This is a genomic window from [Ruminococcus] torques ATCC 27756 (assembly GCF_000153925.1).
GTDB lineage: Bacteria > Bacillota > Clostridia > Lachnospirales > Lachnospiraceae > Mediterraneibacter > Mediterraneibacter torques.
The window spans coordinates 1-22,216 of sequence record NZ_DS264370.1 but is presented as its reverse complement, the minus strand read 5'-3'; the positions used below and the strand labels follow the sequence as shown (position 1 = coordinate 22,216).

The window sequence follows — 22,216 nt, the reverse complement described above, 5'->3', positions numbered from 1 at the left end:
TTAAAATTTTATCCTCTCATACATCATCTGTTTTCTCATTATTCATTTTTCTTGAATATCCCGCCACAATAAGCACGCAGTGCGGTTTTATGAATGGCGCGAACCGAACTGCTACAAGGCTTCCATAACAATCGGATATTTTTTATTGACAAAGTATGTGTCCGCTAGTATAATGCCTCGTTGACTATCAGAAATTCAATCGAGGTGAATAACAGCATGACATTTTATCAAGAACTTCAGCTTAATCAGGCGGGATCAAAATCCCTTATTAAAAATTGTAAAACGCCAAAAGAAAAACTACATCATCTTTTTATTTATATCTTTAAAGTTTTTATAAATGTAGCATTCTGTGTTGCGTTTGTTACTGCATACAGTATGATTTTCGGAAATGATAACAGTATCGTAGGCGTTGTAATCCTTCTCTGTATTCTTGTATTCCGAAATGTCGATTTGGGCATCCATGCTCCTCAAAGCCTTTTGTCACTTTCCGCTATTTTCCTTATTCTTACATTCGGACCGAAAGCGGCTAATCTGTTGGGAGCATTCGGAGGACTTCTTATAAACTTTGTATGCATATGGATTCTTATGGTACTGGGATGCCACAACGTAATTTATTACAATCATTCAACCCTTGTGCTCGGATATCTTCTTCTCTTTGGATATGATGCATCCGGAAGCGCCTATACAATGCGCCTTTTTGCCATGTTATTCGGATTTATACTGACAGGAGTCGTTTTCTGGCGCAATCATAGAAAGAAAACATATAAACGCGGACTGCGTGATCTTTTTAACGAATTTAATCTTCATTCTTCCAGAAGCCGTTGGCAGCTTTTAATGGCTTCTGCCGTTTCAAGCGTAATTTTTATCGCCTCGATCTTAAATCTTCCAAGAGCGATGTGGGCAGGAATCGCCGCAATGTCCGTCCTGCTTCCGTTTCGAACAGATATTAAGAAGCATGTATGCGGGCGTATTCCCGGGAATCTGCTCGGAGGACTGATCTTTTTCCTTATTTTTCCTCATCTTCCTGCCGGGCTTTACAGTGTAGTCGGTATCGTCGGAGGCATCGGAGTCGGATTTTCCGCAAGCTATGGATGGCAGGCTGTATTTAATTCTTTGGGAGCAATGATGATTGCCGTCAGTGTCATCGGTTTTCCGCAAGCCGTATTTTTCAGAATCGCTCAAAACATTTTCGGGTCTTTGTACGCTCTTTGTTTTGAAAAAATATTTCACACTGTAACAGAACGAAAACTTGAATCAAAAATATAATTTTCCGTTTGTTATTTATGGTACGGCTCTGCGTTTATGATTCGATAACTTCTATATATCTGTTCCAGCAAAATCACTCTCATCAACTGATGTGGGAAGGTCATCTTGGAAAAACTAAGAGCATAATCAGATCTTGCAAGCACAGTTTTTCCAAGACCGATCGAACCGCCGATTATAAATGCAATACTGCTTTTCCCTTGTATCCCGAGTTTTTCAATCTTTGCAGAAAGTTCTTCCGATGAAAGCATTGCTCCTCCGATTTCCAGAGTGATCACATACATATCATCTTTTATAACTTTTAAAATACGTTCTCCCTCTTTTGTTCGTATCGCTTCTTCTACTGTTTCGCTCGCCTGATCCGGCGTTTTCTCATCCGCAACTTCTACGATAGTCAATTTGCAATATTTACTCAGTCTTTTTGAATATTCCGCGATCGCATCTTTTAAATATTTTTCTTTTATCTTTCCTACAGTGATCAATGTAATCTTCATCTTTTTTGTTTATTCCCCATAAATCAATATAACCTTCGTTTTTTCTTCTTATTCTTCGTACACATACAATTCGTGAAGAGCCCGTGTCGCACTGATATACAATGCCTGTTTTTCAAACGGATTTTCTTTTTTACTTTTTACGACAAAAACTTGATCAAATTCAAGTCCTTTCGCCAGATAATATGTTGTCACAGTCAAACCTTTATGAAATACCGACGTATCCCTGTCTACATAAAAAGCAGATATTCCGCGATTTTCCAAAAGTCTGTAAATATCTGATGCTTCTTCTTCGGTCATGGCTATGACAGCAGCCGTCTCATATACTTCTTCATTCACGACATCATCTGTATGATCAGTTTTTTCTTCTTTTTCAAGCTTTAAATTTGCTCTGACAGCCTCAAACATTTCCTCGTCAGTTTTGAATTTTCTTTCTGCCACATCTTTCCCATGTCTGTCCAAAAATTCAATATCTTTCACATTCGCGATCTTACCGGCATAATCTGCGATTTCTCTCGTATTGCGGTAACTCTTATTCAGAATAACGGTTCTTATATTTTTCCCAAATACTTTAGGAAGGAATTTTAAAACATCCTGTTGTTCTTTTCCCAAAGTCTGGGCACGATCTCCGAGTATTGTCATTTTACAGTCAAACAGTTCCTTCAAGATAAGATACTGCAAATAAGAGTAGTCCTGCATCTCATCAATTACAAGATGCTTAATATTTTTATGCTCATTCTTTCCTGTCAGTCTGTATTTTACATACAGCATCGGAAATACATCTTCGTATTGGATTTTCCTTCGTTCATAAGGCAGTTCTGCCATTTGTTCCTGCCCGCATACCGCAAGCAGTTTATTGTAAATAGCATAAATATCTTTCGTTACATACATTTTGTCAAACTTTCTCTGAAGAAATTCTCTGTCTTCCTCTTCAATATTTCTGCCTTTTAACGTCTCATAAGAATCAATAAAATATTCCATAACCGCATCCATTCTTTTCAGAAGCGGTATCTGATAAAACTTATCGTAAAACAAATGAATGATTTCTTCTTCCGAAAAACGCATCCCCCTGAACTCCACCTCTCGAAATTCCATCAGCTCATCTTCAAGTACCGCGAAAAAACCTTCTGCCTCGCCTACAAATCCCGCCGACTGTTTCCACTCAAAACGTTCCTGCGCTCTTCGATCATCAAACTTCATCATACGTTCTAACTGATCATATCTATCCTCACAGTCTGCCGCCGTGTCCTGAAGTTCTTTATAAGCGAAGAGATCAAAACTCATTTCTTTTATATTTTCCTCGCCAAGTTCCGGAAGAATATGAGAAATATAATCTGCAAACACACTGTTTGGTGAAAGAATCAATATATTCGATGATTTTAAATTTTTCCTGTCGTGATAAAGCAAGTAAGCGATCCGGTGAAGGGCGATCGAAGTCTTTCCGCTTCCCGCTGCGCCTTGTATGACAAGAATTTTATCCTTCGTATTTCGGATGATTGCATTTTGTTCTTTCTGAATCGTTCGAACAATATTTTTCAGTTTGACATCTCCGTTGTTTCCAAGCTCATGCTTTAAGATCTCATCGTCAATCTTAACATCGCTTTCAAACCCATATATCATCTTGCCGCCGCGTATTTTATACTGCCATTTTGAAACAACCTCTCCTTTGATCACTCCTGATGGCGCTTCGTAAAATGCCTCACCTTTATCAAAGTCATAAAACAGACTGCTCACAGGAGCCCTCCAGTCATAAATAAGAGGCGTCATTCCCGCACGCTCTCCGAAATTTCCGATACCGATATAAAACGGTTCTTCCTCTTCTTCTGCTTCAAACAGGAAATCTACCCTTCCGAAAAACGGAGAATCAATCATTTTTTCAAGTCTTTTCATCAACTTTGACTTATCTCTGTTTGCATTTACCTGCTGTAAGAGCGCCTGCTGATTGTCATAGTCCTCATATCCGTACTGATCCATTTCCGTATAATTTTCCCAGTAATATTCATGCATATTTTCAATTTCTTTTAATCCCTGATTAAGATCTTTTTGAATTTCTGCCAACCGGTCGTTTAGCTTTCTATTCACATCTTTCAGAAAAAGTTTTCCGTCAAACTGCCTGTTATCTGCTTCCATCTGATTCTCCAGTCTGTCTTTTCTTTGATTTTATTTTCAGCGTTTCAAACAAGTCAGTTGTTCTTTTTCTTCCTTACTGACTCTGTAAGATTCTCTGATTTTTTGTATTGCTTTATTATGTGTAAAATCATCCAACGTATCCTTCTCAAGAAAAGCCCTTGTCTTTTCCGGAAATTTTACGTAACATACCGAAAGCGCCCATGCATTTCCCATTTTCACATAATATCCGTCATGATCTATCTTTCCGCAAATAGTGAGTATTTCATCAATATGTTCCTTATCCAGAAAATGAGACATAAGTGAAACAATCATAAAACGAAGTTCAAACTCGTTCTTACTTTCTGCATATTTTTTCACATAGTCAAACCAAAAATCTGATTCTTTCTGCATAAATTTATAACTTGTCACACAGCTGTCGCACACTGCCCAGTTATTGATTTTAGGAACAAACTCATCCAAATGCCTTTCCACTTCACTTCTATCCGCTTTTATATAAGCGATAACAAGCCCCCATACCATAAACTCTTCGTGATATGAAGCCTCTCCAAGCATTGTCCCTGCCTCATTCAAATATTCGCTGTAATTGCTTTTTGCAGTTTCCTTCGCAATTTTTCTTAAAGCCGGAAGGCGCACTCCTATGATATGTTTTACTCCGGGAAGGAGTTTCTCATTAAATTGTTTATAATTTTCTTCTGTAAGATCTTCTAATTGTTCCCTTATCTTCCAGATTTTTTTCTCTTCTGCTATCATGTGATTCTCCAAAATGCCGACTAAATGCAAAGTCTTTTTTGCTTACTTTTCCATTCATTTAAAAAGTATTAAGAAAGCTCCCTCTCCAAACCCGGAAAGAGAGCCCCTTTTTATTGCTTTTTATTGCTTTTTATTGCTTTTTATTGCTTTTTACTTTTCTTTATTTTTCAAATACTCATCAATTCCTTTTGCTCCGGCCTTTCCTGCTCCCATTGCAAGTATAACCGTAGCGGCACCTGTAACAGCATCGCCGCCTGCAAACACACCTTCTTTTGATGTCTGTCCGTTTTCCTCATCGGCAACGATACACTTTCTGCGGTTTACATCCAAACCTTTTGTCGTAGATGAAATTAACGGATTCGGTGAAGTTCCTAAAGACATGATTACAGTATCGACTTCAATATCGTACTCTGAGCCTTCAATCTCTACAGGTCTTCTTCTTCCGGAAGCGTCCGGTTCTCCAAGTTCCATCTTTACAACTGTCATACTTGTAATATTTCCGTTATCATCTACATTAATCTTTTTCGGATTTGTCAAAAGATCAAAAATTACGCCTTCTTCCTTTGCATGGTGAACTTCCTCAACTCTCGCCGGAAGTTCCGCTTCGCTTCTTCTGTACACAATATGTACTTCTGCGCCAAGACGAAGTGCTGTTCTTGCAGCATCCATCGCTACATTTCCTCCGCCTACTACAGCAACTTTCTTGCCGGCAGCAATAGGTGTATCGTAAGAATCATCAAATGCTTTCATCAGATTACTTCTCGTAAGGTATTCATTTGCAGAGAATACTTCGTTTGCATTCTCACCCGGAATTCCCATAAACATCGGAAGTCCTGCTCCGGACCCAATAAAGACCGCTTCAAATCCTTCCTCTTCCATAAGCTGATCGATCGTTGTGGATTTTCCGATCACAACATTTGTCTCAAATTTTACGCCAAGTTCTTTTACTTTCTCTATCTCTTTCGCAACAATCTTCTGTTTTGGCAGACGGAACTCCGGAATTCCGTATACAAGCACTCCGCCGAGCTCATGAAGCGCCTCAAATACAGTCACATCATATCCAAGCTTTGCAAGATCTCCCGCACATGTAAGACCCGACGGCCCGGAACCGATTACAGCAACTTTGTGTCCGTTCTTCTCTTCTGCACCGACAGGTTTAATATCATGATCCAACGCATAATCCGCAACAAATCTTTCAAGTTTTCCGATTGAAACCGGCTCACCTTTAATTCCGCGGATACACTTTCCTTCACACTGCGATTCCTGTGGACATACTCGTCCGCAAATTGCCGGAAGCGCACTTGATTTTCCGATCACTTTATATGCTTCTTCGATGTTTCCTTCTTTCACTTCCTGAATAAATGCAGGAATATCAATAGAAACCGGACAGCCCTGAATACACTTTGCATTCTTACAGTTCAAACATCTGGAAGCTTCTTCCATCGCCTCTTCCATATTATAACCAAGACAAACTTCTTCAAAATTTGTTGCTCGTACTTTTGCATCCTGTTCTCTGACAGGAACTTTTTTCAATACATCTGCCATTACTCGTCACCTCCGCAATGTCCGCATCCTCCATGATGGGTATCACCTTCCTGAAGCTTCAGTAAGGCGCGCCCTTCTGCAGTTTTATACATCTGGCTTCTCTTCATCGCCTGATCAAAATCTACAAGATGTCCGTCAAACTCCGGTCCGTCTACACATGCAAATTTGATTTCATCTCCAACCTGAAGACGGCATGCTCCGCACATTCCCGTTCCGTCTACCATGATCGGATTCATGCTGACGATTGTAGGAAGTTCAAGTTTTTTCGTCAAAATACAGACAAATTTCATCATGATCATCGGTCCGATGGCAACACAGACATCATACTTTTTGCCTTCATTTACAAGTTTTTCGATCATTGTCGTAACCATTCCGGCATGTCCGTACGTACCGTCGTCCGTACACGGGTAATAATTTCCCGCAACTGCTTTCATCTCATCTTCCAGAATCAACATATCTTTTGTCTTAGCACCGACAATCACATCAGCTTCTATACCATGCTCTTTGAGCCATTTCACCTGCGGATACACCGGAGCCGCTCCGACACCGCCTGCTACAAACAGCATTTTTTTATTTTTTAAAGTTTCGAGATCTTCATGAACAAACTCAGAAGCGCACCCAAGCGGTCCTGTAAAATCACGGAAATAATCTCCCTCTTTCAAAGTTCCCATCTTTGTCGTAGAAGCGCCCACTTCCTGAACGACGATCGTGATAGTCCCCGCTTCTCTGTCGTAGTCACAGATAGTCAGAGGAATACGCTCGCCTTTCTCATCCATCTTTACAATCACAAACTGACCCGGCTCACAATGACTCGCAACACGCGGCGCGTGCACATCCATCAAAAAGATCTTGTCTGCCAGTTTTTCTGCTTTCATTATCTTATACATGGTCTTCCTCCTTGAAAATTTCACTCTTAACTATAATACGCCAAAATCCACTCTATGGCAAGTTCAAATCTCCGTAAGTGCCAAAAGACTCCATTACAAAAAGCCGCTGTCACGATACTTCTATCAAGACAGCGACTTTACAGTTCACACCTGCCAACCGTTTTTGTGTAAAATCACTATTTAAAAGGTTGATATCACTTTATTGTTTATCAATTACCAGTGTATTTTTGTGTTAAATTTTAGAAGTCAACTTCTGTTCCGTAATATGTACATGTGAACAGTTTCTCCATAGCTGCCGGGTCGATCGCTCTCGGGTTAGATCCTGTACATGCATCTCCTACCGCAAGCTCGGAAATCTTAGCAATCTTCTCTTTGAATTCTTCTTCATTGATACCGAAATCTTTCAATGTTTTCGGTATGTTCAGTTTTGCGTTGAATTCATCGATTTTAGCTACAAGGCTGTTAATAAGAGCCTTTTCGGAATTTCCTTCCAGTCCCATTCTACGCGCGATCTCTGCATAACGTTTTGCCGCTACAGAATCTTTTGCATTGTACTGGATAACATACGGAAGATAAATCGCATTTGCACATCCATGCGGAATATGACCTGTGGAGAAAGCTGCGCCTGTCTTATGTGCCATAGAATGTACGATTCCAAGAAGTGCGTTTGAAAATGCCATTCCTGCCAGACACTGTGCGTAATGCATCTGTTCTCTTGCATCCATATTGCAGTTATATGATGCCGGAAGATAATCCAATACCATCTCGATCGCCTGCAGCGCCAATGGATCTGTAAACGGTCCGTTTAATGTGGAAACATATGCTTCAATCGCATGTGTCAGCGCATCCATACCTGTATATGCAACCTGTTTTACCGGAAGACCTGCGACAAGATCCGGATCGACAATCGCAACATCCGGAGTGATATTAAAGTCAGCCAACGGATATTTTACGCCTGTCTGATAGTTTGTAATGACAGAAAACGCCGTAACTTCAGTCGCTGTTCCCGATGTAGACGGAATTGCACAGAATTTTGCTTTCTGTCTCAGCTCCGGAAAGTTAAACGGTGTACATAATTCTTCAAATGTTGTATCCGGGTACTCATAAAATGCCCACATTGCCTTTGCCGCATCAATCGGTGAGCCTCCACCCATAGATACAATCCAGTCCGGCTCAAATGCTCTCATGGCTTCTGCGCCTTTCATAACTGTCTCAACTGACGGATCCGGTTCTACGCCTTCAAACAACTGCACTTCCATTCCCGCTTCTTTTAAATATCCAACTGCTCTGTCAAGAAATCCCTGACGTTTCATAGATCCTCCGCCTACTACGAGGATTGCTTTTTTTCCTTTCAGGTTTTTCAACTCTTCAAGACATCCTTTTCCATGATAAATGTCTCTTGGTAAACAAAATCTGCTCATTTCCGACATCTCCTTTATTTGAATATTGTTATTTTCTTAACATAAATATTATAACTCTTTTAATTCAAAAAAACAACCCTGAATTTGTAAAAATTGCATAAAACATATGTAACTTTCACATAATATCACGGTTGTTTTTCACATACTCTATTCTGCTGTTGTAATGTAGCTTCGCGTTGTCACTTCCGTCGCTTTTCCATTTCGGTTATTGATGAGAACAGCGTTAAATGTAGTCGTTGTATTCGCCGGCATATCGATCGGTCCTGTATATTTTTCCGATGAAGCTGTCGGTTCAGATCCGTCTGTCGTATAATAAGCAGTATATCCGTCAGGTACTGTGATCGTAATCTTCTGAGGATCTGTATATCGGCCGGTAGACGGTGTCACCGCAGGGGCATCTGCAATGGGAAATTCAATCGTATATGTCTGAGATATCACTCCGCTCGGAATCCCTTTCATATTTACAACAATAGCGCGAATCTCCGTTGTTCCTTCTTTTTCCAGTAAGATAGGTTCTTTATATTTTTTCCCTGTCTTCGCAGTCGGATCTGTTCCGTCCGTCGTATAATAGATTTCACCTTCCGTATCCGAACTGATCGTAATCTCCTGAACCTCTTTGTATGTTCCCTCTTCGGGTTTAAATTCAGGAGCTTCACAAACATATTCGGACACCGAAGCCAATACGTTATCATCTTCACAGTCTTCAAGAAGAGATGCCACCTTTTCAGGCTGTTTTGTCTCCATATAAAAATCGATTGCTGCCTGATACAATTTTTCGTTTGTGGGCTGTGTTTCAATCGCGCTCAAATAAACATCTTCCGCACCGTCTGTATCATTTTGATCCAGATAAATTTCCGCAAGACCTACATATGCATCCGGTCTTGACTTATCTTTTATGATCGCACGATCGAAATATTTTTCTGCCGCCATATATTCTTTCTCATTAACTGCACGGTACCCTTTTTTCAGCATTCCTGTATAAGAATTCTGATATGCCACATAAATACCAAATCCGATCAATATAACAACTGCCGCCAGTGTAAGCAAAAGCCTTCTCCTCTTTCTTTTCGCCGCTTCCAGACGTTTTTGCTGCCGGGCTTGACGTTGTCGGCGCAGTTCTGCCGAATTTCTTTCAGTATTATTTGTACTTTTTCTCCGGTTTGAGCGAATACGCTCCATCTCGTCCTCGCTTAAAACACGGGTAGAATTAATATTTTTTGTCAGATCTTCTCTTCTGTATCTTCTGATATCATCTGTCCGTATCTGTCGTGTTGCTCCTTCAACCGACCCTCTTACTTCTCTTGCAAGTACATCATCCAGCGGGTTATAATCGGGAACAATCTGTACTTCGGCTCCACATACGGGGCAGATCATTTGATCATCAGGAATATTTGCTCCGCAATGCACGCATTTCATGCTCTTTCCTCCCGACCGCGTATTGTTTCCACACAATTATTCATCAACATGGCGATCGTCATCGGTCCGACGCCGCCCGGCACCGGAGTGATTGCCGAAACGACCGAAGATACATCTTCACAGTCCACATCTCCGCAGAGATGATTCTGTTCATCTCTATGCATTCCTACATCGATGACAACAGCTCCTTCTTTTATATAATCTTTTGTAATAAATTTTGCTTTACCGATCGCTACAATCAAGATATCCGCCCTTTTGGCAATACTCTTCAAATCTTTTGTTTTTGAATGGGCAACTGTTACAGTTGCATTTTCTCTGAGCAAAAGAGCCGCCATCGGCTTTCCTACAATATTGCTTCTGCCGATGATCACACATTCTTTTCCTTCAATCTCAATTCCCGATCGTTTCAAAAGTTGGATCACTCCTGCAGGAGTACATGACAAAAAACCTTTCTCTCCGATCCAGAGTCTTCCCACACTTACCGGATGAAAGCCATCCACATCTTTATCCGGAGAAATTGTACGGATAACCTTGTCCTCATCGATCTGTTTCGGCAGCGGAAGCTGCACAAGAATGCCGTTTACTTCCGGATCTTCATTCAATTTCTGTACAAGATCCAACAATGTTTGTTCCGATGTATCCTCCGGCAGTTCATATGACCGGGAATTGATCCCGACATACGCGCATGCTTTCTTTTTATTATTCACATATACAGTTGAAGCAGGGTCATTTCCCACCTGTATCACTGCAAGGCAGGCATTTATGCCTGCCTCTGTTAATTTTTCTACTTCGTCGCGCAACTCATCTTTAATCTGTTTTGAGATTGCTTTTCCATCAATAATGTATGGCATTTATTTCTCCTTTAAAACAAGCCTGTTATCGTTCCGTCTTCCGTAACATCGATTCCGTTTGCAGCCGGAACTTTCGGCAGTCCCGGCATCGTCATAACCGCACCTGTCAGCGCAACTACAAATCCTGCTCCGGCACTTACATATACTTCGCGGATGTGGATGTCAAAGCCGTGCGGTCTTCCGAGTTTTTTTGCATCATCAGACAAAGAGTACTGATTCTTTGCCATACATACCGGAAAACTTCCGAATCCCAATGATTCGATCTTTGCAATCTGTTTTTTTGCTGCCGGCTCATATACGACACCGTCTGCTCCGTAAATTTCTTTGGCGATTTTCTCGATCTTTTCTTCTAAAGAAAGGGAATCTTCGTAAAGAAGTTCAAAGTCTGATTTTTTGTTTTCCAATGTATCCAATACTTTTTCGGCAAGTGCAATACCGCCTTCTCCACCTTTTTCCCATACTTCGGACAAAGCAAATTCACAGCCTCTTTCTTCGCAGAACCTGCGGATAAATTCATTTTCCGCATCTGTATCTGTAACAAAAGAATTTAACGTTACAATAACAGGAACCTTATATTTTTGTATATTTTCGATATGTTTTTCAAGATTTACAATTCCTTTTGCGAGTGCATCCAGATTTTCTTCCGCTAAATCTGCTTTCGCAACCCCACCATTATACTTCAAAGCTCGTACAGTTGCAACCAAAACAACTGCATCCGGTTTGACATCTGCCATACGACATTTGATATCGAAGAATTTCTCTGCTCCGAGATCTGCTCCGAATCCCGCTTCTGTAATCGTAATATCACTTAATTTCAGCGCCATCTTTGTTGCGCGCACACTGTTGCATCCATGCGCGATATTTGCAAACGGTCCGCCATGTACAAGCGCAGGTGTATGTTCAAGTGTCTGAATAAGGTTTGGTTTCACCGCATCTTTCAACAAAGCGGTCATCGCCCCTGTTGCATGCAGGTCATCTGCTGTCACCGGCTCTCCCGCAAAATTATACGCTACAATGATTCTGCCCAGGCGAGCTCTTAAATCCGCAAGATCATCTGCAAGGCAAAGAATCGCCATAATTTCAGACGCAACTGTAATAACAAAATGATCTTCCCGCACCATTCCATCCATCTTATTTCCAAGTCCTACAACAATGTTTCTCAGCACACGATCATTCATATCCAGACAGCGTTTCCATACAACCTGTCTCGGGTCGATCTGAAGTTCATTTCCCTGCTGAATGTGATTGTCAAGCATCGCCGCAAGCAAGTTATTTGCCGACGTGATTGCATGAAAATCTCCCGTAAAATGAAGATTCAGATCTTCCATCGGCACAACCTGCGAATAGCCGCCGCCTGCCGCTCCGCCTTTGATTCCGAAACAAGGTCCTAAAGATGGTTCTCGAAGTGCAATAATCGCATTTTTATTCAATTTCGCCATTGCCTGACCTAAACCGACAGATGTTGTCGTCTTGCCTTCGCCTGCCGGAGTTGGATTAATGGCTGTCACAAGAACAAGCTTTCCGTCTTCACGATCTTTAATCTTCTCCCATAACTCATCTGAAAGTTTTGCTTTATACTTTCCGTAAAACTCCAGCTCGTTCTCCTCAATTCCTGCCCGTGCCGCCACATCCTTGATGTGTTCCATTTTTGCTTCCTGTGCGATCTGAATATCTGTCTTCATTTTCTACCTCCTAATTTCCCTTTTGTAAATAGTTTTCAAACTCTTCCTTTGTCATTAATACTTTTCTCGGTTTTGTTCCTTCTTCAGGACCTACAACTCCGGCTTGGGCAAGCTGATCCATAATCCTTGCCGCCCGGTTAAACCCGATTTTAAACATTCTCTGAAGCATTCCGATAGATGCTTTTTCTTTTTCTATAATAAGCTTTCCGGCCTCTATAAAATATGTATCACGGTCATCACCGTTTTCACCTGCCTGCATTCCATTTCCCGATGACACAATATTAGTGACCATATGCTCTTCCAGTTCATTATTATAAGAAACTCTTTCACTGTGATTGATCAGATAATCGACTACATTTTGAACTTCTTTATCTGATACGAATGAACCTTGCACACGAACGGGTTTCGGATATCCTGACGGATAAAAAAGCATATCCCCTTTACCGAGCAGTTTTTCCGCGCCATTCATATCTATAATTGTTCTTGAGTCAACACCTGACGAAACCGAAAATGCAATACGAGAGGGCATATTTGCTTTAATAAGACCGGTAATGACATTGACAGATGGTCTTTGTGTCGCAAGGATCAAATGCAGTCCTGCCGCCCGCGCAAGCTGTGCAAGACGACAAATAGCACCTTCTACCTCTCCCGGAGCAACCATCATAAGGTCTGCCAGCTCATCAATAATAATTACGATCTGAGGAAGCTTTTTCTGAATATCCTCTCCTGTCTGACCTTGTTCTATCTTTTCATTAAATCCCTTCAGATCACGCACGTTATAATCAGCAAACAGTTTATAACGCTTCTCCATCTCTGCTACAGCCCAGTTCAAAGCACCTGCCGCTTTTTTCGGATCTGTTACAACAGGGATCATCAGATGCGGAATCCCGTTATATACGCTCAACTCCACAACTTTCGGATCGACTAAGATCAGTTTGACTTCTTCCGGATCCGCTTTGTAGATAATACTCATGATCAACGTATTGATACAAACTGATTTTCCCGATCCGGTTGCTCCTGCCACAAGAAGGTGCGGCATCTTCGCAATATCCGAAACGACTACTTTTCCCGCAATATCTTTTCCGACCGCAAACGAAATGGGAGAAGCGCTTGCCTGAAATTCTTTTGATTCCAAAAGATCACGAAGCATAACCGCTGTATTCTCACTGTTCGGCACTTCAATTCCCACTGCCGCTTTTCCCGGAATCGGAGCTTCGATACGAAGATCCGCCACTGCAAGATTTAATTTAATGTCATCTGAAAGACCGACAATCTTACTTACTTTCACCCCTTGCTCCGGCTGCAGTTCATATCTTGTAACGGACGGTCCACAACTTGCATTCGTCACATGTACGCCAACTCCGAAATTGCGTAATGTCTGCTCTAACTTAAGCGCCGTAGCTCTAAGATGCGCATCTGAATCTCCACCGGCTTTCCTTCCTTTTTTCAGAAGACTGATCGGAGGTGTATGATAAACAGGATGTTCCTTCTGCTCTTCTATTCTCACCGCATCGGCCACGTTCTGAGTTTCCCTTGCCACTGCTTGGGAATCTTCTTTTTTGTTTTTTCTTCCTGACGTATTTTTCTGATTCTGAAGATCCTCTTCTGCCTTTTCTTCTAAAGGCGTGAATGTATCTGTCTGCTGCAAAGCCTCATACTGCTGTTCTTTCCCCTCTTGCCGAATAGGTTCTGCTTCCATAAAAGGTTCTTCACGATTAATGACAAATGCTTCGTTATCAGGTATCAATTCGCACACATCCGGCGATTTATTCTTCCTTCTGCCTTTTTTCGGTATTTCTGCTTCAGACATAAGAGTCGTTGCAAATGAAACACCGGACACTTTATGATCGATCCTTTTCTCCGGCTCGTTTTCTTCTTTTTTCAAAGATTGTCCCGATTTCCGACTCTCAGACAGTGTTTTTGACTCTTCCTTTTGCTTTGCTCTTAAAACTGCCGTCTCCTGACGTTTCCTTCGCACATCCTCATATGCTCTTTTACTTTTTCGGCCGATCGGAGCTAACAATGATTTTTCTGTAATCAATATGATGCATATCACCGATAAAACAACTAAGACAACATATGTTCCTATCTTCCCGATCAAAGGGCAGAGCATACTAATCATACAGCCTCCGGTCAAACCTCCGGCATTATGATGCTCACTGGCAGCAGTATAGTATGAAATCAGTTTTGTTCCCGGCGTATAAGAATTAAATATCAATTCCAGTATTGCCGTCAAAAATAAGAACAAAAATACTCCTGCCGCGATTTTTATATAAGCATGTGTATTTCCTCTGTTTGAAATAAAAAAAGCGGCGGCCGCAAAAACAAGAAACGGCAATACATATGCCATATATCCAAACAAACCAAATAGTACAGAAGAAACTGCCTCCCCCGCAATTCCGCCAATACCAAAATTACTCAAAACAAGCAGAATGCACACTGTCAATATAACAAGTATCGTAATTTCCCCCGCAAGTTCTGTATTTTTTGCATTGCTGCTTTTCGCTTTCGTTCTCGTCTTTTTCTTTGATCTTGTATTTTTTCTTCCTTTTGTAGTCTTGGAAGCCATATAATTCCCCCTTGGTAATTAAACATACTATATTTAGTATATCATCATTTGAAAATCATGTCATCAAATTTTTCTCTTGTTTCTCTTTCTCTTTGTCGATCAATGAGTGAAGCTTTGCAAAAGCCTCTTTGATTCCTCCGACCTCATCTATCATCCCTTCCTTTACTGCCTGCTCTCCTTCAAGCATTGTTCCTACATCTTTTACAAGCTGCGAAGAATCAAGCATTAATTCTAAAAGCCGATCCTGAGTGATGTTAGAATGAGACGCAATGAATTTTGTAATACGATCCTGCGTTTTTTCCATATTTCGATAACTTTGCATCACTCCGATAAACATTCCGGTAGAACGCACAGGATGAACGATCATCGTACCCGTCGGCACAATAAAGGAATAATCTGCCGACACAGCCAACGGGCCTCCAATTGAATGACTTCCCCCAAGTACGAGCGACACCGTAGGCTTGCTTAAAGATGCGATCATTTCAGCTATTGCCAGTCCGGCTTCCACATCGCCTCCAAGCGTATTTAATAAAATTAAAACTCCGTCTGTTTCATCATCTTCTTCTATCTGTGCAAGTCTCGGAAGAAGATGTTCGTATTTCGTTGCTTTCGTGTTTCCTGAAACACTGTCATGACCTTCGATTTCCCCTATGATCGTCAGTAATTGAATTCCGTATTTCGAACCGCTCTCTTTCATATTAAGAGTTCCCATTTCTTTGATCTCGTTATTTTCGTCTTCTCTTTTTTGCTGCTCTTCAGCCATTTTGCCTCCTCCTTCATACCGCAAAAAATATTCGTATCAAAAGATATCCGATATCTTTAAAATCAGTATGAAAAAAATCGAGATATTTTATGCAGTTTTGGAGGAAACAATTTTCCAAAAAACACATTTCAGAATTGTAGGCAGTCACCAAAGTATAGGTGGGGAACAAACTTTCACTCGTCGTCTATACAAAAAATGGCACAGATGTAAATTGTATACATCCATACCATTTTTTAAGAATTATTTTAATGCCTGCTCTACATCGGCAATAATATCTTCGGCGTTCTCGATTCCTACACTGAAACGGATCAAATCCGGCTGAACTCCCGCCTCTTTCAACTCCTGCTCGTTCATCTGACGATGAGTATGGCTTGCCGGGTGAAGCACACAGCTTCTTGCGTCCGCCACATGGGTTACGATTGCTACCATTTTCAATTTATCCATCATTTCCACAGCTGCTTCTCTTCCGCCTTTCAGACCGAATGTCAGCACTCCGCACGTACCGTTTGGCATATATTTCTGTGCCAGATCATAATACTTATCTCCTTCCAACGACGGATAACTTACCCAAGCTACTTTATCATGTCCTTTCAAATACTTTGCAACTTTCAACGCATTCTCACAATGTCTTGGCACTCTTAAGTGAAGCGTTTCAAGTCCGATATTCAGCAAAAATGCATTTTGCGGCGCCTGAATGGAACCAAGGTCTCTCATAAGCTGAGCTGTTGCCTTTGTAATATAAGCGCCTTTTCCGAATTTTTCTGTATATACAATTCCGTGATATGTCTTATCCGGTGTCGTAAGTCCCGGAAATTTATCTGCATGGGCATTCCAGTCAAAATTGCCACTGTCAATGATCGCACCTCCGACACACGCCGCATGGCCATCCATATATTTTGTTGTAGAGTGGGTAACAATATCTGCTCCCCACTCAAACGGACGGCAGTTAATCGGTGTTGCAAACGTATTATCCACAATAAACGGAACTCCGTGTCTGTGCGCCGCACTTGCAAATTTTTGAAAATCAAGAACAACAAGAGCCGGATTGGCAATCGACTCTCCAAACACCGCTTTTGTGTTTTCTCTAAATGCAGCCTCCAGTTCTTCCTCAGAACAATCCGGATCTACAAATGTAGCATCTACGCCCATTTTTTTAATTGTATGAGCATAAAGATTATATGTACCGCCATACAAAGCCGACGCGCATACGATATGGTCTCCCTGTTCCGCAATGTTCATAATTGCATAGAAATTCGCCGCTTGTCCGGAAGATGTCAGCATCCCCGCATATCCGCCTTCAAGATCGCATATTTTGGCAGCAACCGCATCGTTCGTCGGATTTTGAAGACGCGTATAAAAATATCCCGACTCTTCAAGATCAAACAGTCTTCCCATCTGCTCGCTGCTCGTATAACGAAATGTAGTGCTCTGATAAATCGGAAGTACTCTTGCTTCTCCGTTTCCGGGTTCATATCCCGACTGTATACATTTTGTTTCGATTCTGTAATCGCTCATCTTCTTTGTCCTCCTGCGTTTTTCCTGTTTGTATGCCTGCATTCCCTGAATCGCCTATTCATTCCAGTTATGATATACGTCCTGGACATCATCGTCTTCTTCGAGAAGATCTAATGTTTTCTGGATATTTTTAATATCCTCTTCACTTGTCAAATCGACATAAGTCTGAGGGATCATCGTAACTTCCGCTCCTGCCATTACAATTCCCGCCTCTTCTAATTTCAGACGCACTTCACTAAATGCAGCCGGATCTGTCAAAATTTCAAAACTTTCCTCTTCTTCCGCGAAATCTTCCGCTCCCGCATCCAGTGCAAGCATCATCAGTTCATCCGCATCCATGCTGCAGTCTTCTTTTGCCACAAAAATCTGGCCTTTCTCATCAAACATAAATGATACACAACCTGGCGTGCCTACGTTTCCACTTCCTTTTGTAAACGCGTTGCGTACATTTGAAGCTGTCCGGTTTTTATTATCTGTCAATGTTTTTACGATGATTGCCGTTCCGTTCGGACCATATCCTTCATATGTAATATGCTCGTAATTATCGCCCGCTCCTTCGCCTGCTGCTTTTTTAATATTTCTCTCGATCGTATCATTCGGCATATTATTCGACTTTGCCTTTGCAATAACATCGCGCAAACGACTGTTATTTGCCGGATCCGGTCCGCCGCCTTCTTTTACCGCCACAGCAAGTTCTCTTCCGATCTTTGTAAAAATCTTTCCCTTAGCCGCATCGTTTTTTTCTTTCTTATGTTTAATATTTGCAAACTTTGAATGTCCAGACATATAAATTTCTCCTCTTCTTTTTCTCTTGTACAGTCCGTTTCGCTCAACCGCACATTTTGCTTTACAATTTTATCACTCTTTTGATCTTCTGTAAAGAAGTCAGAACAGTCTATGTAGCAATTTCAAGACTGATCCTTATTGCTTTATCTACTTTCTGCATCATTGCACTGTCTATATGACAGACATATTCTTTCAGCCGCTGCTTATCGATCGTACGAATCTGTTCTAGCAATATAACAGAATTTTTTACGATTTTATAATCTCTTGTACTGATCTCTATATGAGTCGGCAGCTTCGCCTTATTCATCTTTGATGTAATCGCCGCACAGATCACAGTCGGACTATGTCTGTTTCCGACATTATTCTGTATGACAAGAACAGGTCTTACCCCTCCCTGTTCCGAACCGACAACAGGACTTAAGTCGGCATAAAAAATGTCTCCGCGTCTGATCATCAAATTTTTCACTCTCCGATTTCATACTAATATTCTCCTCATAACCTCCCGGTCATGTTCATTTATCAGTATTCCCTTTGTCATCGGATGTATTCACCAAACAATTACTTCATCAGATCAAAATCACCGCCTGTGTAAACCCTCGGAATCCGTTTTCCGAGACAACAGACAAATTCATAGTTAAATCTTCCGCTTAATTTTGACAATTCCTCTACTGTTATTTCATCTTTTCCGTCTTTTCCGATCAAAACAACCCGATCCATAAATGCCGCCCCCGGTATATCGGTCACATCTACCATGAACTGGTCCATACATACTCTTCCTACGATTTTTGCCCGCTTTCCTCTGATAAGCACACTGCCTTTATTAGAAAGAGAACGTGGATATCCGTCTCCGTATCCGACCGGGATCGTGGCAATTTTCATCTTTTCCGGAGCAACAAATGTTCCCCCGTAGCTAATCGGTGTTCCTGCCTCTACTTCTTTCACAAATGTAATATGACTGATCAATGAAAGAGCCGGTTTCAGATGAACATTGCTCTTTTGCACTTCGTCTGACGGATACATTCCATATGTAGAAATGCCTGCTCTTGCAAGATCATGCTTCAAATTAGGAAAATCAATGATTCCGGCGCTGTTATCACAGTCATAATACGTAATATCTACATTCCGTTTTTCCAACTGTTCCTTCATCCACAAAAAACGTTCATGCTGCTTTAACGTATATGATTTTTCTTTTTCATCTGCTTTGGCAAAATGAGTAAATAACCCTTCCATATGTATATTCGGAAGTTTACTGATCTCCTCGATCAAATTTACACTTTCGCTATTTACAGGAAATCCTATCCGTCCCATTCCGGTATCGATCTTAATGTGGAAATAAGCATTTTTCCCCTGGCGAACCGCTTCGTCTGACATCCCTTCCGCCATCTCTTTTGTGTAGACAGCCGCACGGATCTCGTTTTTTATCATCGTTTCATATTGATCCGGAAAAACACAGCCAAGTACAAGGATCGGTTTTTTAATTCCTTCTTTCCGAAGAGACACCGCTTCTTCAATACAGGCGACGGCATACCCCCATACATATGAAAATGTTTCAAACATCCGCGCAATCGGAACAGCGCCATGCCCATATCCGTCCGTCTTGATTACAGCGATCAGACGCGCCTCTTTTCCGATTTGATCTTTCATCTGTTCCATATTATAAGCGATTGCGTCCAGATCAATCTGCGCGCATACCCGATTATGTTGATCCATGTCCTTACTCCTTATATCACTCATCTGTTTCTCTTTTTGATCTGTCAAAGCCTTTCTTCCGCATTCTTCAAACATTGCCCTATCCCATCGATCAGATCTCTTGCTAAAACACTGTAACTCCCTTTCTTTTTTCTTGCTTCATCTCCGCCGCATGCATGAAAATATACCCCTGCCGATACAGCGTCGAAAATATCTGTTTTCTGAGCAGCAAGCCCTGAGATCATTCCGGCAAGAACATCCCCCGATCCTGCTTTTGCCATGGCGCTGTTTCCCGCGAGATTCAAAAAAGGATGATGTCCTTCCTTCATAACGACAGTTCTGCTGTCTTTTAACGCACATACAACCTGATATTGTTCCGTAAATTCTTTCACGACAGAAAAACGACGTTCTGCAATCTGAGGGATCTCTTTATTGATCAATCTTGACATTTCTTTCATATGCGGAGTCAAAATCACATTGGGAACTCCCTGCAACTGTTCCATATCCATACTGAGAAGATTTAGTCCGTCTGCATCGATAATACACGGACAAGATCGGAGTTTTTCTTCTTCACTGCCATTTTCTCTTAATATTTCCATCGTCTTTTTCAAAAGCCGGCTCGCAAACACACTTGTTCCAAGTCCGCATCCGATGCATATAACATCTGCCCATTGAATCAATTTTTCCAGTTCTTTATCATCAGGCTTTCCGGCCGTTTCGTTATAGCACGATATAATTGCTTCAGGGAGCAATTCCTGTAAAACAGTCCTGTTTTCTTCCGCCGTATAAATCTGAACAAGTCCGGCGCCGACCGCATATGCGGCCTTTGCCGACAAATACGCGGCGCCCGCCATTCCTTTACTCCCGGTAATCATTAAAATTTTTCCATAATCTCCTTTGTGAGAATCCGCTGCTCGTTTTGGCAAAAGCAAAGGAATATCTTCCGGATCATATGTAATACATACATCTTTGTTTTTTTCAAAAAAAGAAAAGATCGATTCCGATCGGAACTGATACTGTTTCCCCGGCATACAGTTTCCCCGGAAATAATTCGCATCCCAACTTCACACACTCCATAGAAACTGTAATATCTGCACGAAATGCAATTCCCAAAACTCTGCCGCTCTCCGCACATATGCCGGATGGAATGTCGATCGCTGCTTTTTCACACTTCTTATCATTCATCCATTCAATTACAGTATGGTACCTGCCCTCAATAGCCCTGCTCAATCCTACGCCAAACACAGCGTCAATTATAACAGTATATTCCTTTTTAGGAAAATCTGTGAACACAGAAATGCCCAGCCGTTCTGCAATTTGCTTCTGCGTCCGGCATTCCTCGCTCATAGACGCATCTTGCCCTACAAATAATACTTCTGCACAAAAACCATATTCCTTCAATATACGTGCAGCCGCAAATCCGTCTCCGCCGTTATTTCCGCTTCCACATACAACAAGTGTATCTGAAAAATCTACTCCTCTGTCTTTCAAAACTCTAACTGTTTCAAGCGCAGCCCTTTCCATCAATACGAGTGACGGAATCCCTACTTTTTCAATCGTATATGTATCTGCCGCTTTCATCTGCGCTCCATTGGGAAGATATCTCATTGATCTCACCGCCTTTATTATGCTGTTTAAATGGGAACGCCCGCAGTTTCCTGCGGGGTTCTGTCTTCAAGTATCTATTTTTTCTGTCCGCCTTCTCGCTGACTGATATTATAAGACAATTTCATAAGACTGTCTGAAAGATGTACACTTTCCACAATCACATCTTTCGGAAGGTTTAAATCTGTATGTGCAAAATTCCATATAGCCTTGATTCCATTCGCAACGAGAAGATCCGCAACTTCAATCGCTTTTGACTTCGGAATCGTCAGTGCGGCGATCTCTATGTCATTATTTTTCAAAAAATCTACCAGTTCATCCATCATGCGCACTTCGATTCCCCGAATTGCCATTCCCTCAAAACGTGGATTTACATCGAACAGACTTTTCAAAACAAAGCCGCTCCTCTCAAAAGAAGCATAATTTGCGAGCGCCTGTCCCAAATTTCCCGCTCCGATAATAATAAAATTATGCGTTTTATCAAGTCCCAATATCTTGCCGATCTCTGTATAAAGATACTTCACATTATATCCATACCCCTGCTGTCCGAATCCGCCGAAATTGTTTAAATCTTGACGAATCTGAGACGCCGTTACATTCATCTTCTTACTCAGATCATTGGAAGAGATCCTCTCGACCCCGATTTCAAGCAGATCTCCCAAATACCGATAATATCTCGGCAGTCTTGAAATTACCGCTCTGGATATTTTTCTACGCTCCACGTTTATCACCTTTCCACCGCGCCGTCTATACTCGCGCTTGTATCTATATTGTTTCACACGTCGGACGTGCCGACACTTCCGTTCCATTATATAAAATAGTTAATATTATGTCAATTTTTACTTTTTATTTT

17 protein-coding genes and 1 pseudogene are annotated in these 22,216 nt (G+C 41.4%); 1 reads left to right on the top strand and 17 read right to left on the bottom strand.

Going from position 1 to position 22,216, the window contains the following annotated elements:
- The first annotated feature begins 216 nt into the window (after positions 1–216).
- On the top strand, positions 217–1,266 hold the full coding sequence (locus tag RUMTOR_RS10645) for an FUSC family protein (protein ID WP_004847813.1): 1,050 nt from the start codon (positions 217–219) through the stop codon (positions 1,264–1,266).
- A gap of 11 nt (positions 1,267–1,277) precedes the next feature.
- On the opposite strand, the gene rlmH is transcribed toward RUMTOR_RS10645, so the two are convergent.
- The 17 genes and pseudogenes from rlmH to RUMTOR_RS10560 form a co-directional block, all read right to left on the bottom strand.
- On the bottom strand, positions 1,278–1,757 hold the full coding sequence (gene rlmH / locus RUMTOR_RS10640; protein ID WP_004847812.1) for a 23S rRNA (pseudouridine(1915)-N(3))-methyltransferase RlmH: 480 nt from the start codon (positions 1,755–1,757) through the stop codon (positions 1,278–1,280).
- A gap of 48 nt (positions 1,758–1,805) precedes the next feature.
- Complete coding sequence (locus tag RUMTOR_RS10635) at positions 1,806–3,884, bottom strand: HelD family protein (protein ID WP_004847811.1); 2,079 nt, start codon at positions 3,882–3,884, stop codon at positions 1,806–1,808.
- Positions 3,885–3,920: 36 nt separating this feature from the next.
- The gene (locus RUMTOR_RS10630; RefSeq protein WP_004847810.1) at positions 3,921–4,634 is read right to left on the bottom strand and encodes a DNA alkylation repair protein; all 714 of its coding nucleotides are present in this window, start codon (positions 4,632–4,634) and stop codon (positions 3,921–3,923) included.
- A gap of 150 nt (positions 4,635–4,784) precedes the next feature.
- Positions 4,785–6,179 (bottom strand): NADPH-dependent glutamate synthase, encoded by a 1,395-nt coding sequence (gene gltA, locus RUMTOR_RS10625; RefSeq protein WP_004847808.1) that lies wholly within the window; start codon positions 6,177–6,179, stop codon positions 4,785–4,787.
- Complete coding sequence (locus RUMTOR_RS10620; RefSeq protein WP_004847807.1) at positions 6,179–7,066, bottom strand: sulfide/dihydroorotate dehydrogenase-like FAD/NAD-binding protein; 888 nt, start codon at positions 7,064–7,066, stop codon at positions 6,179–6,181. The genes gltA and RUMTOR_RS10620 overlap by 1 nt, the downstream gene beginning before the upstream one ends.
- Before the next feature lie 239 nt (positions 7,067–7,305).
- Positions 7,306–8,487 (bottom strand): iron-containing alcohol dehydrogenase, encoded by a 1,182-nt coding sequence (locus RUMTOR_RS10615; RefSeq protein ID WP_009242185.1) that lies wholly within the window; start codon positions 8,485–8,487, stop codon positions 7,306–7,308.
- Positions 8,488–8,634: 147 nt separating this feature from the next.
- Positions 8,635–9,903: a chitobiase/beta-hexosaminidase C-terminal domain-containing protein gene (locus tag RUMTOR_RS10610; RefSeq protein ID WP_004847805.1), complete on the bottom strand. Its 1,269-nt coding sequence runs from the start codon at positions 9,901–9,903 to the stop codon at positions 8,635–8,637.
- On the bottom strand, positions 9,900–10,754 hold the full coding sequence (folD, locus tag RUMTOR_RS10605; protein WP_004847804.1) for a bifunctional methylenetetrahydrofolate dehydrogenase/methenyltetrahydrofolate cyclohydrolase FolD: 855 nt from the start codon (positions 10,752–10,754) through the stop codon (positions 9,900–9,902). The genes RUMTOR_RS10610 and folD overlap by 4 nt, the downstream gene beginning before the upstream one ends.
- 11 nt (positions 10,755–10,765) lie before the next feature.
- A complete protein-coding gene (locus RUMTOR_RS10600; protein WP_004847802.1) occupies positions 10,766–12,436 on the bottom strand; it encodes a formate--tetrahydrofolate ligase in 1,671 nt (556 codons plus the stop codon).
- Positions 12,437–12,446: 10 nt separating this feature from the next.
- Positions 12,447–15,005: an FtsK/SpoIIIE family DNA translocase gene (locus RUMTOR_RS10595; protein ID WP_004847801.1), complete on the bottom strand. Its 2,559-nt coding sequence runs from the start codon at positions 15,003–15,005 to the stop codon at positions 12,447–12,449.
- A 55-nt stretch (positions 15,006–15,060) separates the two neighbouring features.
- Positions 15,061–15,768, bottom strand: coding sequence for a ClpP family protease (locus RUMTOR_RS10590; protein WP_004847799.1), 708 nt, complete (start codon positions 15,766–15,768; stop codon positions 15,061–15,063).
- Between the two features lie 240 nt (positions 15,769–16,008).
- Complete coding sequence (locus RUMTOR_RS10585; RefSeq protein WP_009242186.1) at positions 16,009–17,283, bottom strand: O-acetylhomoserine aminocarboxypropyltransferase/cysteine synthase family protein; 1,275 nt, start codon at positions 17,281–17,283, stop codon at positions 16,009–16,011.
- A gap of 54 nt (positions 17,284–17,337) precedes the next feature.
- Positions 17,338–18,069 (bottom strand): YebC/PmpR family DNA-binding transcriptional regulator, encoded by a 732-nt coding sequence (locus tag RUMTOR_RS10580; protein WP_004847796.1) that lies wholly within the window; start codon positions 18,067–18,069, stop codon positions 17,338–17,340.
- Between the two features lie 109 nt (positions 18,070–18,178).
- A complete protein-coding gene (locus tag RUMTOR_RS10575; RefSeq protein WP_004847794.1) occupies positions 18,179–18,523 on the bottom strand; it encodes a type II toxin-antitoxin system PemK/MazF family toxin in 345 nt (114 codons plus the stop codon).
- A 104-nt stretch (positions 18,524–18,627) separates the two neighbouring features.
- Positions 18,628–19,779, bottom strand: coding sequence for an alanine racemase (gene alr, locus RUMTOR_RS10570; protein ID WP_009242187.1), 1,152 nt, complete (start codon positions 19,777–19,779; stop codon positions 18,628–18,630).
- Between the two features lie 44 nt (positions 19,780–19,823).
- A pseudogene (locus RUMTOR_RS13935) lies at positions 19,824–21,366 on the bottom strand (bifunctional ADP-dependent NAD(P)H-hydrate dehydratase/NAD(P)H-hydrate epimerase).
- Positions 21,367–21,440: 74 nt separating this feature from the next.
- Positions 21,441–22,085 (bottom strand): redox-sensing transcriptional repressor Rex, encoded by a 645-nt coding sequence (locus RUMTOR_RS10560; protein ID WP_009321095.1) that lies wholly within the window; start codon positions 22,083–22,085, stop codon positions 21,441–21,443.
- Between the last annotated feature and the right edge of the window lie 131 nt (positions 22,086–22,216).